This is a genomic window from Rhodococcus sp. SGAir0479, assembly GCF_005484805.1.
Classification (GTDB): domain Bacteria; phylum Actinomycetota; class Actinomycetes; order Mycobacteriales; family Mycobacteriaceae; genus Prescottella.
Genome location: NZ_CP039432.1, coordinates 1,480,524 through 1,496,023, shown reverse-complemented (window position 1 = coordinate 1,496,023; position 15,500 = coordinate 1,480,524). Strand labels below are relative to the sequence as shown.

14 protein-coding genes are annotated in these 15,500 nt (G+C 70.1%); 2 read left to right on the top strand and 12 right to left on the bottom strand.

Annotated features, from left to right (window positions below):
* Positions 1-18 precede the first annotated feature (18 nt).
* The 3 genes from E7742_RS07015 to E7742_RS07005 all read right to left on the bottom strand — a co-directional run bounded on the left by E7742_RS07015 (position 19) and on the right by E7742_RS07005 (position 2,516).
* On the bottom strand, positions 19-1,185 hold the full coding sequence (locus tag E7742_RS07015; RefSeq protein WP_137798298.1) for an SPFH domain-containing protein: 1,167 nt from the start codon (positions 1,183-1,185) through the stop codon (positions 19-21).
* A gap of 5 nt (positions 1,186-1,190) precedes the next feature.
* Positions 1,191-1,622, bottom strand: coding sequence for an NfeD family protein (locus tag E7742_RS07010; protein WP_137798297.1), 432 nt, complete (start codon positions 1,620-1,622; stop codon positions 1,191-1,193).
* An 87-nt stretch (positions 1,623-1,709) separates the two neighbouring features.
* Positions 1,710-2,516, bottom strand: a complete 807-nt coding sequence (locus tag E7742_RS07005; protein WP_137801074.1) for a DUF3097 domain-containing protein — start codon at positions 2,514-2,516, stop codon at positions 1,710-1,712.
* An 82-nt stretch (positions 2,517-2,598) separates the two neighbouring features.
* On the opposite strand from E7742_RS07005, the gene E7742_RS07000 reads away from it, so the two are divergent.
* Complete coding sequence (locus tag E7742_RS07000) at positions 2,599-3,411, top strand: hypothetical protein (protein ID WP_137798296.1); 813 nt, start codon at positions 2,599-2,601, stop codon at positions 3,409-3,411.
* Positions 3,412-3,413: 2 nt separating this feature from the next.
* On the opposite strand, the gene E7742_RS06995 is transcribed toward E7742_RS07000, so the two are convergent.
* From E7742_RS06995 to E7742_RS06950, 9 genes are all read right to left on the bottom strand, one after another.
* Positions 3,414-3,902 carry a helix-turn-helix domain-containing protein gene (locus E7742_RS06995; RefSeq protein WP_137798295.1) on the bottom strand — a complete coding sequence of 163 codons (489 nt, stop codon included), beginning with the start codon at positions 3,900-3,902 and terminating at the stop codon, positions 3,414-3,416.
* A gap of 107 nt (positions 3,903-4,009) precedes the next feature.
* A complete protein-coding gene (locus tag E7742_RS06990) occupies positions 4,010-5,077 on the bottom strand; it encodes a ferrochelatase (RefSeq protein ID WP_137798294.1) in 1,068 nt (355 codons plus the stop codon).
* A gap of 44 nt (positions 5,078-5,121) precedes the next feature.
* Complete coding sequence (inhA, locus tag E7742_RS06985) at positions 5,122-5,919, bottom strand: NADH-dependent enoyl-ACP reductase InhA (protein WP_137798293.1); 798 nt, start codon at positions 5,917-5,919, stop codon at positions 5,122-5,124.
* A 67-nt stretch (positions 5,920-5,986) separates the two neighbouring features.
* Positions 5,987-6,709 (bottom strand): 3-oxoacyl-ACP reductase FabG1, encoded by a 723-nt coding sequence (gene fabG1 / locus E7742_RS06980; RefSeq protein WP_137798292.1) that lies wholly within the window; start codon positions 6,707-6,709, stop codon positions 5,987-5,989.
* Positions 6,710-6,788: 79 nt separating this feature from the next.
* Positions 6,789-7,769, bottom strand: coding sequence for a VWA domain-containing protein (locus E7742_RS06970; protein ID WP_137798291.1), 981 nt, complete (start codon positions 7,767-7,769; stop codon positions 6,789-6,791).
* On the bottom strand, positions 7,766-8,677 hold the full coding sequence (locus E7742_RS06965; RefSeq protein WP_254699279.1) for a DUF58 domain-containing protein: 912 nt from the start codon (positions 8,675-8,677) through the stop codon (positions 7,766-7,768). The genes E7742_RS06970 and E7742_RS06965 overlap by 4 nt, the downstream gene beginning before the upstream one ends.
* A gap of 56 nt (positions 8,678-8,733) precedes the next feature.
* On the bottom strand, positions 8,734-9,831 hold the full coding sequence (gene moxR1, locus E7742_RS06960) for a chaperone MoxR1 (RefSeq protein ID WP_254699278.1): 1,098 nt from the start codon (positions 9,829-9,831) through the stop codon (positions 8,734-8,736).
* A gap of 139 nt (positions 9,832-9,970) precedes the next feature.
* On the bottom strand, positions 9,971-11,410 hold the full coding sequence (locus E7742_RS06955; RefSeq protein ID WP_254699181.1) for an NlpC/P60 family protein: 1,440 nt from the start codon (positions 11,408-11,410) through the stop codon (positions 9,971-9,973).
* A gap of 319 nt (positions 11,411-11,729) precedes the next feature.
* Positions 11,730-12,302, bottom strand: coding sequence for an Rv1476 family membrane protein (locus E7742_RS06950; RefSeq protein WP_137798287.1), 573 nt, complete (start codon positions 12,300-12,302; stop codon positions 11,730-11,732).
* A 322-nt stretch (positions 12,303-12,624) separates the two neighbouring features.
* On the opposite strand from E7742_RS06950, the gene acnA reads away from it, so the two are divergent.
* Complete coding sequence (acnA, locus tag E7742_RS06945) at positions 12,625-15,435, top strand: aconitate hydratase AcnA (protein WP_137798286.1); 2,811 nt, start codon at positions 12,625-12,627, stop codon at positions 15,433-15,435.
* Positions 15,436-15,500 lie beyond the last annotated feature (65 nt).

The following is a 15,500-nucleotide window of genomic DNA, read 5'->3' as shown; positions in this document are numbered from 1 at the left end:
GCGTTTCGGCAGAGTCGACTAGCTGTTGCTCGGCGGAAGTTCCTCGTGCTGCTCCCCACCGAGCAGGTGTTCCTGGGAGAACGGGCTCTCGACAGGAGTTCGGGCAACCGCCTCGGCGGCGCGGACGGCGCGCTCCACCGCCGGATCGGTCTTGGTCTCGAACCAGTCCGCCACCTCCGCCGAATCGTCCTCGGGACGGGGCAGGTCCTCGGCATCGGTGTGGCTCGGCTCGTAGCGGAAGACGCCGTCGTCGCCGGGCGCGCCCAGGGTTTTCGCGAAGCCCTTGAGGGCGTCGCCGAAATCGCTGGGCACCAGCCACACCTTGTTCGCGTCTCCCTGCGCCATCTGGGGAAGCGTCTGAAGATACTGGTAGGCCAGCAGTTCGGGGGTGGGCTTGCCGGACTTGATTGCCGCGAAGACCTTCTCGATGGCCTTCGCCTGTCCCTGGGCCTGCAGGTACTTCGCGGCGCGCTCACCCTGCGCACGCAGGATGCGGGACTGTCGCTCGCCCTCGGCGCCGAGGATCGACGCCTGCTTGGCGCCCTCCGCCGCGAGGATCTGGCTCTGCTTGGCGCCCTCGGCGGTCTTGATCGCCGATTCCCGGTGGCCCTCGGCGGTGAGGATCATCGCCCGCTTCTCGCGGTCCGCCTTCATCTGCTTCTCCATCGACTCCTGGATCGACGGCGGCGGATCGATGCTCTTGAGCTCCACGCGGGCGACGCGCAGACCCCAGCGGCCGGTCGCCTCGTCGAGGACGCCGCGGAGCTGGCCGTTGATGGAGTCGCGCGAGGTCAGCGTCTCCTCCAGCGTCATGCCACCGACGACGTTACGAAGCGTGGTGATGGTCAGCTGCTCGACGGCGGCGATGTAGTTGCTGATCTCGTAGACCGCGGCCTGCGGATTGGTCACCTGGAAGTAGACGACCGTGTCGATCGACAGCGTCAGGTTGTCCTGCGTGATGACCGGCTGCGGCGCGAAGGACACGACCCGCTCGCGCAGGTCCACCTTGGCGCGGATCCGATCCACGAAGGGGACCAGGAACGTCAACTGGCCCGACACGGTGCGCGCGTAGCGGCCCAGCCGCTCGATCACGGCCGCCTCGGCCTGTGGCACCAGGGCCACCGACTTCGCGACCAGAACGACGACGAGTACGACCAGTACCGCCAGAACTATCAGTGCTGCCATTTCTTCTACGGTCCCCTCCATACGACGGCGGTGGCGCCGTCGATCTCCATCACCGTGACTGTCGTCCCCGGCGGATACACCTCGGTGACGTCGAGTGGACGGGCGGTCCACACGTCACCGTCGAGCTTGACCTGACCGCGATGCTCGGCGACCTCCTCGAGGACGAGCGCCTTCTTCCCGGTCAACGCGGCAACATTCGTCAATTTCAGCGGCGGCTGATCGAACCTCCGCAGCAGCGCCGGGCGGACGCCGAGCACGAGTGCGAGCGACACGACACCGAACACGATCGCGTCGACCCACACCGGAACGTCCGTCACCGCGCTGAAACCGGCGGTCACCAGCGCGCCGCCCGCGAGCATGAGCAGGAAGAACTCCCCCACCAACGCCTCAGCGGCCGCCAGCAACACCCCCGCCACCAGCCAAATCAAAGCTGCCACACGACCATCTAACCAGAAGACCCGATCGGCGAGATGTGTACGAAAACGGCCTGTGGATGCCCGGGCTGCCGGGGAGAACCCGTGCGGTCACTCCTCCGTGACGAAGTCGACCAGTCGTTCCACGGCGCCGATCAGGGGCGCCTCGAGATCGCGGAAGCTGCTGACCGCGCCGTAGACGCGACGCCACCCGTCCTGCGGGGTCCCCCAGCCGAGCGCGTCGCACACGCCGGTCTTCCAGTCCTGCCCGCGCGGGATCTTCGGCCAGGCCTCGATCCCGACGGCCTGGGGTCGCACCGCCTCCCACACGTCGATGTACGGATGCCCGGTGACCATCACGTACGGGCCCAGGCCCTGCGTCAGCCGTTCCTCCTTGGAGCCGGTGACCAGGTGGTCCACCAGCACACCCACCTTGCGGCCGGGGCCGGGACGGAACTCCGCGAGCCGGTCGGCGAGGTTGTCCAGACCTTCCAGGTGCTCGACCACCACACCCTCGACCCGGAGGTCGTGGCCCCACACTCGCTCGACCAGCGCAGCGTCGTGGACGCCTTCGACCCAGATCCGGCTGGGCAGTGCGGTTCGCGCGCGCAGTCCCTCGACCTTCGTCGAGCCCGACGCCGACCGTTGCGGCGTCTTCTGTGCCTGCGGTGTGGGCCGCACCAGCGTCACCGGGCGGCCGTCGACGAGGAAGGCGGCCTCACGCATCGCGAACAGGCGGGTCCGCCGGGCCGCATCCTCCAGCCGGACGAAGTCGCCGTCGTAGGTGCGTTCGATTCCGACGACGGCGCCGCAGAATCCGGTGGCGGCGTCCTCGACGACCAGGTCCCGTTCGGCGGCGACCTGCGGCGCCTTCGGCTTCCGGGTGCGGGGGTGACCGGCGAAGATGTCGCCGTACATGTTGCTCGCGTTCACGCCCACCCACGCTATGCCAGGCGGGCGCGGGCGCGGATCCCGCCACGCCGTCCTATGCTCGTTTACCGTGAGTTCCCTCAGCGCGACGCTGACCGTGTGGGCCGGTTCCTGGCTCGCCGGCGACAGTGCCCCCGACGACGTGATCGACGCCCTGCACCAGTGGGCGCCGATGCACATCATCGGCGCGGCCGACGCCGAGACGGCCCTGTCGACGGGACTCGACTGGCCCGGCGTCCAGGACGGCGCGGCGCCGATTCTGCTGCGGCTGGTGCGTCATGCGACGGAGGCCGACGGCACCGAGCTGCGGCTGGTGCTCCCCGCCCCCGGCGACGTCCGCGGCCTCCCGGCCGGCACCGAGTTCGCCCGCGCCGCCCTCGCCGCCGGCGAGGGCGTGATCGTGGGCGAGCCCGGCCGATCAGGACTCGGGCTCGTCCCGGTGGTGGAAGGCCCGGACGTGTTGCGGTGGACGGTCTTCGGAATCCCCTCCGTGCCCGCGACCGTCGAGCACACCGGGCTCGGGGAGGCGGAGTACGCGATGCGGGAGGCGATCCGCGACGCGGCCGACGCGCTCCTGCAGCTGTCGTCGGTGCGCACCGGGCGCCCGGGGACGGACCCGCGCCGCCGCATCGCCGAGGCGCTCGACGACCGCGCGCACCACCGTTACCCGGACTCGGTGCCGGTCCGGGCGCTGCGCATCCTCGATTCCGCCGATCAGGTGGCCGCGATTCTCGCGGTCGCCGAGGACGACTCGCCGACCGAGGCACCGTCCGCGTCCAGCGCCGCGGCGCGGGAGCAGCTGCTGCGTCCGTTGTGGACCGCGGTGCGGACTGCCCGGGTGGCGGCGGTATCGGCGTGTGTGCGGTCCGCGCACCGGGCGTGAGGTCACCCCTCGCGGTGGTTCATGACGATGTGCCGGTCGATTCGCACGTGCTCGTCCAGGGTGGGGTACCGCAGCCCGGTGTCCCGGCCGTAGTCGCGCCGGCGTAGCCACGCGTACACGTCGCCCCACAGCCAGATGCCCCCCGACACCGTGTTGAACGGGGTGGGGAACGGCGTTCCCCGCTGCCGGACACCGCGCACCCACTGCCCCACCGCCTGCCGCGTCACGCCGGCGCGGTCCGCGATGTCCTGCCGCGTCACGAGGTCGGGGTGGGTGCGCAGGGGACGCACCCCCTCCGCGACCAACTGGTCGACCAGACTCATCCCGGCGGTTGCACACCGCATGCCCTCGGTGAAGAGGGTCAGCAACTGCAGGCCCCCGTGCTCACTCACGCGGCCGTCGAAGTCGGTCGCCAGTGCCGCCTCCCGCGAGACCGTCAACAACGGGACGATGAACGTGAACTCGAACCGGTGGTAGAGGCTGTCCTGCACCCGCTCAACATAGTCGGCCGGGCCGCACCGCTCCCGTCACGCCGCGCAGATCCCCGGATCGGCCCGGACCCCGAGGCGTTCCCGGAGGCCGAGCACCGGCGGTGTGCTCAGCGCGCCGCCGGACGTCGAGTGGGGACACAGCAGTCGACTGCACACGGCAGCCCGTCGACGGTGGCCCCCAGCAGCGGTTCTCGACCCAGCCGCGTCGGCGCCGCGCCCGACCGCCGTTCCTCGACGAGTTCGCGCACCATGCGGGCGAACCGCGGATCCGTCCCGGGCGTCGCGACCCGCACGAATTCGAGGCCCAGTTCGGCGGCCTTGTCGCGGGCCTCGGTGTCGAGATCCCACACCACCTCGAGGTGGTCGGAGACGAACCCGACCGGGCACACGATCACCGCCGGCGTGCCCGACGCCGCCACCGTCTCGAGGTGGTCACAGATGTCCGGGTCGAGCCACGGCACCTGCGGCGGACCCGACCGGGACTGCCACACCAGATCGAAGTCGTCGACGCCGACGCCCTCCGCGCACAGGCGGGCCGCCTCGGCGACCTGCCGACTGTAGAGATGCCCGCCCCCGCTGGCCGGGCCGGCGGCGGCGTCGGCCGAGGTGGGCACCGAGTGCGCGGTGAACACCAGTCGCGCCCGATCCCGGACGTCTTCCGAAAGCTGCTCGCGTGCAGCACGAATCGCGTCGACGAACGAACCGATCAGCAACGGGTGGTCGAAGTACTGCCGCAGCTTCGCCAGTGTCGGGGCCCCGTCGACCGCGGCGCGGGCACGGGCGATGTCCTCGTGGTACTGCCGACAGCCCGAGTAGCCGCCCCATGCCGACGTCGGGAAGACGAGTGCGTTGCGCACCCCGTCGTCGCGCATCCGCGCCACCGTCTCCTCGACCATCGGATGCCAGTTCCGGTTGCCGAAGTACACCGGGAGGTCGATCCCGGCCGCGGCCAACTCGTCCTGGACGCGCGCGATGATGTCACGGTTGAGGGCGTTGATCGGCGACACTCCACCGAAGTGCATGTAGTGCTCGACCACCGCGTCCAGCCGCTCCGGCGGCACCCCACGACCGCGGGTGACGTTCTCGAGGAACGGCCGCACGTCCTCGGGCTTCTCGGGTCCTCCGAAGGAGAGCACGAGGAGGGCGTCGTACTCGGTGTCCTGGTTGCCGCTCATGCCGTTCATTGTCGCCCGTCCCGCACCGGCTCGCTGTGGTCGGGTCAGCCGACGACCGCGTGGAATCCGCCGTCGACGTAGATGATCGACGCCGTCGTCCCCGGCAGCCAGTCCGACAGGACGGTACAGACGCTCTTGGCGACCGGCGCCGGATCGTCGACGTCCCAGCCGATCGGGGCCGCGTTGTCCCACGCGGTGTTGAGCTTGTTCAGTTCCGCGCCGGGACCGGTCGCGTCACCGGCGATGGCCTTGGCCGCGAGGGTCTTGACCGGCCCGGCCGCAACGAGATTGGAGCGGATGCCGCGGGCGCCGACTTCCTTGGCCACGTAGCGGTTGACCGCCTCGAGGGTGGCCTTGGACACGCCCATCCAGTTGTAGAACGGCATCGCGCGCGACGGGTCGAAGTCCATGCCGACGATGGACGCGTTGTCGTTGAGGACCGGCAGCAGCGCCTTCGCGAGCGACGCGTACGAGTACGCGGAGATCTCCATGGCCTTGGAGATGTCCGACCACGGCGCGTCCAGGAAGGGGCTGCCCAGTCCCGACCGCGGCGAGAACGCGATCGAGTGCACGACGCCGTCCAGGCCGCCGGGCGCCAGCTCGCGTACGCGCTCGGCGAGGGTCTCGAGGTGCTCGGGGTTCTGGACGTCCAGCTCGATCGCCGGCGGTACCGGTTGCGGCAGCCGCTGCGCGATCCGGTCGATCAGCCGCAGCCGGTCGAAGCCGGTGATGAGCACGGTCGCCCCCTGCTCCTGCGCCACCTTCGCGACGTGGAACGCGATCGACGCGTCGGTGATGATGCCGGTGACGAGAATGGTCTTGCCCTCGAGCAGTCCGCCCATGGGTGATGTTCCTCCTGTAGCTGGAAGTCGTTGTGTGCGAGCCGAGTCGGATCGAGCCGGGTGAGCTCTAGTGGCCCATGCCCATGCCGCCGTCCACCGGGATCACGGCACCGGAGACGTACGCGGAATCGTCGGAGGCCAGGAAGCTCACCACCGCGGCGACGTCCTCGGGCCGACCCAGACGCTGCAGCGGGATGAACTTCTTGGCCGTGTCGCGCAGATCGTCCGACAGGTCCGCGGTCATGTCGGTCTCGATGAAGCCCGGCGCGACCACGTTGGCGGTGATCGAGCGGGAACCGAGTTCGCGGGTGATCGAGCGCGCCATGCCGATGACGCCGGCCTTGGACGCCGCGTAGTTGATCTGCCCGGCCTGGCCGGCGAGACCCACGACCGAACCGAGGAAGATCATCCGGCCCCAGCGCGCACGCAGCATGGCCCGGTTGGCGCGCTTGGCGCACCGGAAGGCGCCGGTGAGGTTGGCGTCGATCACCCGGGAGAACTGGTCCTCGTCCATCCGCATCAAAAGCGTGTCGTCGGTGATACCGGCGTTGGCCACCAACACCTCGACCGGCCCCTGATGGTCCTCGACCTCCTTGAAGGCGTGGTCGATCGACTCCGCGTCGGTGACATCGCACTTGACGCCGAACAAACCCTCGGGGACGCCGGATCCGCGATGGGTGACGGCCACCTTGTGCCCGTCGGCCAGCAGGCGCTGGGCGACGGCCAGACCGATGCCGCGATTGCCTCCGGTCACGAGGACGGAACGGGACGGGGTACTGGTGTTCGACATGCGATCAACCTATCTGCTCGGTCGGCGGTTGCGGGCACGGCTGGACGAAATCGGCGGATCGGGCGGCGACCCGCGACACTCACGGCAGTCGTTGCCGCAGGACGAGTGCGGCACCGAGACCGGCGGCGGTGAACAGGACGCCGAGCACCAGCCAGGGCCGGCTGGCGTCCCCGCGCGCGTTCTCGAAGCCGATCTGTTCCTCGAGCGTGTCGTACACCTCGCGCAGCTCTTCGAGACTCGATGCCGTGAAGAAGCTGCCGCCCGAGAGGGTCGCGATCTCCCGCAGGGACGGGTCGTCCACCGGGACGGGGATCCGGTCCCCCTCGATCTCCACCGTGCCGTACCCGGTGCCGAACGAGATCGTCGAGATGGGCACGCCCTTGTCCTTGGCCTGCCGGGCCGCAGTGAACCCGCCTCGCGGGTCGTCGGAGCTCTCCGGGACGGTCTGCTTGCCGTCGGACAGCAGCACGATCCGCGCCGGCGGCGCCTGCTCGCTGCCACCCAGCACGGCTGCCAGCGTGTCGATCGACTGCAGCGACGTGAAGATCGCCTCGCCCGTGGCGGTGCGTTCGCTGAGTTCGAGCTTGTCGATCGCCGCCTTGGTCTCGTCGCGGTTGGGGGTGGGCGACACCAGCACCGACGCGGTGCCCGCGAACGCGACCAGGCCGAGGTTGATGCCGGGGGTCAGTCCGTCGGCGAACGACTTGGCCGCGTCCTGCGCGGCGGCCAGACGGCTCGGCTCGACGTCGGTCGCCTTCATCGACAGCGAGACGTCGATCACGAGCACGACGGTCGCGCGGTTGCGCGGCACCCGCTTGTCCGCGGTGGGACCGGCGAGGGCGACCGTGAGCAGGAGCAGGCCGACGAGTACCAGGGCCGTGGGCAGGTGCCGGGTGATGTTGGGCCGATTGGGGGCGACCTTCTCGAGCAGTTCCATGTTGGCGAACCGCAGGACGTGCTTCTGCCGGCGCCGTTGGATCAGGACGTAGCCCGCCGCGAGCGCGGCGACGACCACCAGGAACAGCAGCCACCACGGGGAGGCGAACCCGGACAGGCTCATCCGCGTGCCACCCGGCCCGCGCCGGTCGCCCCGCGCGGCGCCCCGAAACTGTGCCGGCGCGCCGAGACGAAGCGCACGACGTCGGTGATCCAGTCCCGGTCGGTGCGCAGACTCAGCCGGGGCGCCCCGCACCGCCGCAACGTCGCCTCGACGTCCGCGCGGTGGGCGCGGGCCGCCTGCGCGAAGTCCGCGCGGAGCTTGGGCGTGGTCGAGAACTCCCGCGTCCTACCGGATTCCGGGTCGTACAACACGACGTCTCCGGCGGCGGGCAGTTCCATGTCGCGCGGGTCGAGAACCTCGACGGCGAGCAGATCGTGCCGCCCCGACAACGCCCGCAACGAGTGTTCCCAGTCGATGGGTCCGAGGAAGTCGCTGACGACGACCGCCAGCCCGCGCCGCCGTTGCGGGCGGCGCAGCGACTCGAGCGCCCCGCGCAGGTCCCCGCGCACCCCGTCGGCGGCGTGCGGTGTGGACGCGATCCGCCGGAGCATCGCCTGCGCGTGCACCCGGCCACCGCGAGCGGGGATCCGCTGCATCCGGTCCCCCGTCGCGACGATCGCGCCGATGCGGTTCCCGCTCCCGCCCGCGAGATACGTGACGGCCGAGGCGGCCGCGACCGCGAGGTCGCGCTTCTCGCACGACGCCGTCCCGAAGTCCAGGCTCGACGACAGGTCGACCACCAGCCAGGTCTCGAGCTCGCGGTCGGCGACCGTCTGACGCACGTGCGGATGTGTGGTCCGCGCGGTCACCGACCAGTCCATCTGCCGCACGTCGTCGCCCGGCTGGTACTCGCGGGCCTCGCCCGGCTCGGACCCCGGACCGGGAATCAGCCCCAGGTGGTCGCCGTGGAGGACCCCGTCGAGGCGGCGCCGCACGGTGAGTTCGAGAGTGCGCAGCGCCGCCGTCATCTCCGGGTCGCGCAACGATCCGGAACGGAACGACGGCACCGCACCCGCCTCCCGGGTCACTGCTGCGGGGTGCCCGACGAGGACATGGGCGCGGGCTCGTGGGCGGGCGGCGCCGGCTGCGGCACGGGCTGCGCGCCGACCTGCGGCAGACCCACGGTCTGCAGCACCCGGGTGACGACGTCCTCGGGCGACACCTCGTCCGCAAGCGCGTCGTAGGACAGGACCAGACGGTGCCGCAGCACGTCGGGAACCACCTCGAGCACGTCCTGCGGGACGACGTAGTCGCGGCCCCGGAGCAACGCCAGCGCCCGGGAGGCGGAGATGATGCCGAGGGTCGCGCGCGGCGACGCGCCGTACGCGATCCAACCGGCGACGTCGTCGAGACCGAACTGCCGGGGCGTGCGCGTCGCGGCGATGACCCGCACCACGTAATCCACGAGCGCGTGGTGCACGAAGACGTTGGCCGCGACGGCCTGCAGGCGGACCAGTTCCTGGGCGTCGAGCACCTGGTGGGGTTCGGGCGCGTCGACGCCCATCCGGTAGACGATCTCCCGCTCCTCCTCGACCGACGGGTAGTCGACGAGCACCTTGAACAGGAACCGGTCGCGCTGCGCCTCCGGCAGCGGGTAGACGCCCTCGTTCTCGATGGGATTCTGGGTGGCCATCACGAGGAACGGCTCCGGCATCGGGTACGTCCGGCCGCCGATCGAGACGTGCCGCTCCGCCATCACCTCGAGCAGCGCCGACTGCACCTTCGCGGGCGCACGGTTGATCTCGTCGGCCAGCAGGAAATTGGCGACCACCGGCCCCAGTTCGGTGTCGAACTCCTCCCGGCCCTGACGGTAGATCCGGGTACCGATCAGGTCGGTGGGCACCAGGTCGGGCGTGAACTGGACGCGGGAGAACGAGCCGCCCACGACCTTCGCGAACGTCTCGACGGCCAGAGTCTTCGCGACGCCGGGCACACCCTCGAGGAGGACGTGGCCCTTCGCGAGGACACCCACGAGCATCCGCTCCACCAGTCGGTCCTGGCCCACGATGACCCGCTTGACCTCGTAGATCGCCCGCTCGAGGGTGTGGACGTCCCGGGCGAGATCGGCCGCCGGACCTCCCACACCCGCGCGCGCCGCGCCGTCCGAGCCGGATCCCGCCACAGCACCGTCACGTGAGGTCACCAACAATCCCCGCTTCCACCTAGATCGATCCGATCGGCCTGTCTGTGCGTTCAACTATTCCAGGTGCCGCCCCGCCCCGGCACGTGGACGACCCCGCGCCACGTCGGACGGAAGTGGGCTACGACACCATACGCACAGCGTAGGGCGTCATTCCGCCCCAGCGCACCGGCGAGACCGTGACCACCGAACCGGACTGGGGCGCCTCGAGCATCTGACCGTCGCCCAGATGCAGCGCCACGTGCTGGCTCGCATTGGGGCCGTAGAAGATCATGTCGCCGCGGCGCATCTCCGACACCGGCACCTGTGTGCCGGCCGTGTACTGGTAGCCGGTGTAGTGCGGCAACGAGATGCCCGCGCCGGCAAACGCGTAGATCATCAGACCCGAGCAGTCGAACCCGACCTTGTTGTAGTCCCCGAAGCTGTCGGCGACACCGCCGTCCCGGATCCCGAGCGTCGGCCCGCTGGCGTTGCCGCCGCCCCACGCGTACGGCACCCCGAGCTGTGACATGCCCCGGTCGATCGCCGTCTCGATCGCGTCGCCGCCCGACACGCTCGGCGCGCTCGGCGCGGACTGCGGCGGCGACCAGCCGCCCGAGTCCTCGTCCAGCTGGGTGTGGGGCCGCTGCTCACCGGCGACCTGCGCCGCCCGGTCCTGGGCGGCGCGGTTCTCCGCCGCCCTGCGCGCGGCCTCCGCGGCGGCGGCTGCGGCCGCGGCCGCGGCGGCCTCCTCGGCACGGCGCTGGTTGTCCCACGCGATGTACGCGTCACGCTGGCCCTGCAGGCCCGCGACGTTGCCGCGGGCGGCATCCAGTTGCGCCTGCGCCGCGTTCCGGGACGCCTCGATCTGCGCCTTGCGGCCGGCCTGTTCCTGCAGGGCGGCCCGGGCGCTCGCGATGGCCTGCTCCGCCGCGGCCTTCTTCGACTCCGCGACACCGGCCGCGGCGTCCGCGCGCTGCTTCGCCTCGCGCGCCGCCGAATCCCGGTTGGCCTGTTCGGTCCGCGCGCGTTGGAGGTTTTCGAGTATCGCCTTCTGGCTCGCCGACAGCCGGCGCATGAGCTGGGCGCGGTCGAGGATGTCCTCGGGGCCCTTCGCGCCGAAGAACGACGACAGCGACGCGACGTTGCGGCCCTTGGTGTAGCTCTCCACCGCGTACTCGGTGAAGCGTTTCTGCGCCTGATCGATCTGGGTGCCGGCATCGCGCAGCGCCTGCTGGCTCTGCGACACCGCCGCTCCGGCGGCGTCGGCCTCGTCCCGGGCCGTCTGCAGGTCCACCAACGCGCGGTTGACGTCCTCGCGCTTGATCGCGACGTCGTCGTCGAGGCGAGCGAGTTCCTGGTTCGCGGTCGCGACCTGGTTGATGAGGTCGCCGACCTCCGAGACACCCGCCGTCACCTGAGCGTTTCCGCTCTCGATCTCGGCGTCCGAGGGATTCGGTGGAGGCGGCGGCACCGCGACCGCGCCGCCCGGCAGCCCCAACACGAGCGCGCCGACCACCGCGGCGCCGAGCACCGCCTGCGTCAGACGCGACCGACCGCGTGAGAAACCCGGACGTCGCACGCCTGGGCGTGAACCCCTTCGCCTCACAACACCCTCCCTACTGCTGCGACCGGGGCCGGCAGCTCCGCCGGTCCCGTGCGGGGAGGTGCGCGACCGACGGCGGGGCGTCGGTCGCGCGCAGATCGCATGGCACGTGGTCGGTCACACGAACGTCACATCACACTCCTGCGGCACTTCTTCCCCAAAAGTGCCACAGGCACCGTACGACACTTTGCGCTCTCTGGTGAACTCTTGTCACAAATGACGGCCAAGTAATTCGCGCCCGTGCGCCGACGCCGGGTGACCGGGGAGGACCTGCGAAAAAGGAGAGAGGTGCGAGTCAGCGACGGGTGCGCGAACTGCTCGTTGCGGGCGCGGCGCCGGGATCGGCCTCGGCCGCCGGGGCCGACGCGGCCGATTCGCCACGGCGGGCCTTCACGAAGTACGACACGCCTCCGACGAGCGCGACCACCAGCACGAGGACCGCGGTGATCAGTCCCCACGACACGTGCGGCTCGGTTACCTCGTCGAGGAAGTTGTTCGCGGACTCGACCGCATTGCCGGTGTAGGTGCGGTCCTGGGCCTTCTCGAGCACCACGCGACTGACGGTGTCGCTGTAGGTCCCCGGCGCAGACGGCCCGAGCACCAGCACCGTGCCGCCCTCTGCCTCGCCGACCTCGGTCGCCAAGTCACGCAACTGCTCCGAACGGGGCGGATCCTGTTCGAGCACAACGACACTGAGATCGATGCCGTGCTCGTGCGCCCGGGCCACGACGTCGCGCAACCCGTCGACGTCAGCGGCCGGTGCCGCGACACCGTCGTCCGAGAGGTCCGCGAGCACCGCGTCTACGGACACGGCGTCCGGGACCTTGGCGACGAACGGCAGGAGGGCGGGCGCGATAGGAGCAGGCATCTCTCATCCGGGGTCGGTGGCGACGGGCAAGCGTGAACAGCACAGTACGGGACGCCCCACGGTCGCAGCACCCAACGTCCGTTGCGCCCGCGCGCCGACTGCGTGAGGATTGGGACCGGCGCGCGCCGACGCGCTGCGCCGGGCGTCGAGGTCCGTACCCTGCAGTCTCACAGGACAAGCGTACTGTTAGACTTGCAATCGAGAAGCCCGTGCAGGCCGTCGGGTTCGGTCCACCGATCGAACCGGGCGTCGCACGCGTGCCTCGCTTCAGCCGTCGTCACAGCCCCGTCGACGGCGAACCTCAAAGACGAGTGGAGCTGACGTGACCACCAGTATTGATACGTTCGGCGCCAAGGGAACGCTAGAGGTCGGAGACAACTCGTACGAGATCTTCCGCCTCTCCGCCGTCCCCGGCACCGAGAAGCTGCCTTACGCCCTGAAGGTCCTCGCGGAGAACCTGCTGCGCACCGAGGACGGCGCCAACATCACCGCCGATCACATTCGCGCCATCGCGAACTGGGATCCCTCGGCCGAGCCGAGTGTGGAGATCCAGTTCACGCCTGCCCGCGTGATCATGCAGGACTTCACCGGCGTGCCGTGTGTCGTCGACCTCGCCACCATGCGTGAGGCCGTCAGCACCCTGGGCGGCGACCCCAACAAGGTCAACCCTCTCTCTCCGGCCGACATGGTCATCGACCACTCGGTCATCCTCGACGTGTTCGGCCGCGCCGACGCCCTCGAGCGCAACGTCGACCTCGAGTACCAGCGCAACGGCGAGCGCTACCAGTTCCTGCGCTGGGGCCAGGGTGCGTTCGACGACTTCAAGGTCGTCCCCCCGGGCATGGGCATCGTCCACCAGGTCAACATCGAGTACCTGGCCCCCACCGTCATGACCCGCAACGGTCAGGCGTACCCCGACACCTGCGTCGGCACCGACTCGCACACCACCATGGTCAACGGCCTGGGCGTGCTGGGCTGGGGCGTGGGCGGCATCGAGGCCGAGGCCGCGATGCTCGGCCAGCCGGTCTCCATGCTGATCCCCCGCGTCGTCGGCTTCAAGCTGACCGGTGAGATCCAGCCGGGCGTGACCGCCACCGACGTCGTGCTCACCGTCACCGACATGCTGCGCAAGCACGGTGTGGTCGGCAAGTTCGTCGAGTTCTACGGCGCCGGTGTCGCCGAGGTCCCGCTGGCCAACCGCGCGACGCTCGGCAACATGAGCCCCGAATTCGGTTCCACCGCAGCGATCTTCCCGATCGACGGCGAGACCATCAACTACCTGCGCCTGACCGGCCGCAGCGACGAGCAGCTCGCGCTCGTCGAGGCGTACGCCAAGGAGCAGGGCATGTGGCACGACCCGGCCGAGGAGCCGGCCTACTCCGAGTACCTCGAGCTCGACCTCGGCACCGTCGTGCCGTCGATCGCCGGCCCGAAGCGCCCGCAGGACCGCATCCTGCTGGCGGAGTCGAAGGACGCCTTCCGCCGCGACATCACCGCCTACGTCACCAACGGTGAGTCGGCCGCGCACTCCGCGCTCGACGAGGCCGTCGAGGAATCGTTCCCGGCTTCCGATCCGATCCAGCCGTCCACCGCCGAGGACGAGGTCGCTCCGGCGCCCGTGCCGTCGGCCGCGAACGGCTCGAACGGCCGTCCGTCCAATCCCGTCCAGGTGCGCTCCGAGGAGCGCGGCGACTTCGTGCTCGATCACGGTGCCGTCGTGGTCGCGGGCATCACGTCCTGCACCAACACCTCGAACCCGTCGGTGATGCTCGGCGCCGCCCTGCTCGCCCGCAACGCGGTCGAGAAGGGTCTCGAGACCAAGCCGTGGGTCAAGACCAACATGGCGCCCGGTTCGCAGGTCGTCTCCGACTACTACGAGAAGGCCGGCCTGTGGCCGTACCTCGAGAAGCTGGGCTTCTACCTGGGCGGCTACGGCTGCACCACCTGCATCGGCAACACCGGCCCGCTGCCGGAGGAGATCTCCAAGGCCGTCAACGACAACGACCTGTCGGTGACCGCCGTGCTCTCGGGTAACCGCAACTTCGAGGGACGCATCTCCCCCGACGTCAAGATGAACTACCTGGCGTCGCCGCCGCTCGTCATCGCCTACGCGCTGGCCGGCACGATGGACTTCGACTTCGAGAAGGACGCACTGGGTCAGGACAAGGACGGCAACGACGTCTTCCTGAAGGACATCTGGCCGTCGGCGCAGGAGATCGACGACACCATCAAGTCGGCGATCAGCCAGGACATGTTCCGCAAGTCGTACGCGGACGTGTTCAAGGGCGACGAGCGCTGGCAGAACCTGGAGACCCCGGAGGGCGACACCTTCGCGTGGGACGAGAACTCGACCTACGTCCGCAAGGCGCCGTACTTCGACGGCATGACGATGGATCCGGCTCCGGTCACGGACATCAAGGGCGCCCGCGTCCTGGCGCTGCTGGGCGACTCGGTCACCACCGACCACATCAGCCCGGCCGGCCCGATCAAGCCCGGCACCCCGGCCGCGCAGTACCTCGACGCCCACGGTGTCGAGCGCAAGGACTACAACTCCCTGGGCTCGCGGCGCGGTAACCACGAGGTGATGATCCGCGGCACGTTCGCGAACATCCGCCTGCAGAACCAGCTGCTCGACGGCGTCTCCGGCGGTTACACCCGCGACTTCACCCAGGAGGGTGCACCGCAGGCGTTCATCTACGACGCGTCGCAGAACTACCAGGAAGCCGGCATCCCGCTGGTCGTCCTGGGCGGCAAGGAGTACGGCTCCGGTTCGTCGCGCGACTGGGCGGCCAAGGGCACGAGCCTGCTCGGCGTCAAGGCCGTCATCACCGAGTCGTTCGAGCGCATCCACCGCTCGAACCTCATCGGCATGGGCGTCATCCCGCTGCAGTTCCCGGCCGGCGAGTCGGCCGCGTCGCTGGGCCTGGACGGCACCGAGACCTTCGACATCGAGGGCATCGAGGAGCTCAACTCCGGCACCACGCCGCGCACCGTGCACGTGACCGCCACCAAGGGTGACGGAAACAAGGTCGAGTTCGACGCGGTCGTCCGCATCGACACCCCCGGCGAGGCGGACTACTACCGCAACGGCGGCATCCTGCAGTACGTGCTGCGCAACATGATCCGCGGCTGATCACTGTCTGTCGCACCACCTGCGTAGTGCGCTGACGGCGGGCCCGGGACGTCGGTCTCGGGCCC

Bases quoted from the DNA above. Each gene is read 5' to 3' on its own strand.
- E7742_RS06990 (WP_137798294.1), bottom strand. From the start codon at position 5,077: ATGAGCGGCAACCAGGACACCGAGTACGACGCCCTCCTCGTGCTCTCC.
- E7742_RS07005 (WP_137801074.1), bottom strand. From the start codon at position 2,516: ATGTACGGCGACATCTTCGCCGGTCACCCCCGCACCCGGAAGCCGAAG.
- inhA (WP_137798293.1), bottom strand. From the start codon at position 5,919: ATGGGCGGACTGCTCGAGGGCAAGACCATTCTCGTCACCGGCATCATC.
- fabG1 (WP_137798292.1), bottom strand. From the start codon at position 6,709: ATGTCGAACACCAGTACCCCGTCCCGTTCCGTCCTCGTGACCGGAGGC.
- E7742_RS06965 (WP_254699279.1), bottom strand. From the start codon at position 8,677: ATGACGGCGGCGCTGCGCACTCTCGAACTCACCGTGCGGCGCCGCCTC.
- E7742_RS06950 (WP_137798287.1), bottom strand. From the start codon at position 12,302: ATGCCTGCTCCTATCGCGCCCGCCCTCCTGCCGTTCGTCGCCAAGGTC.
- E7742_RS07015 (WP_137798298.1), bottom strand. From the start codon at position 1,185: ATGGCAGCACTGATAGTTCTGGCGGTACTGGTCGTACTCGTCGTCGTT.
- E7742_RS06970 (WP_137798291.1), bottom strand. From the start codon at position 7,769: ATGAGCCTGTCCGGGTTCGCCTCCCCGTGGTGGCTGCTGTTCCTGGTG.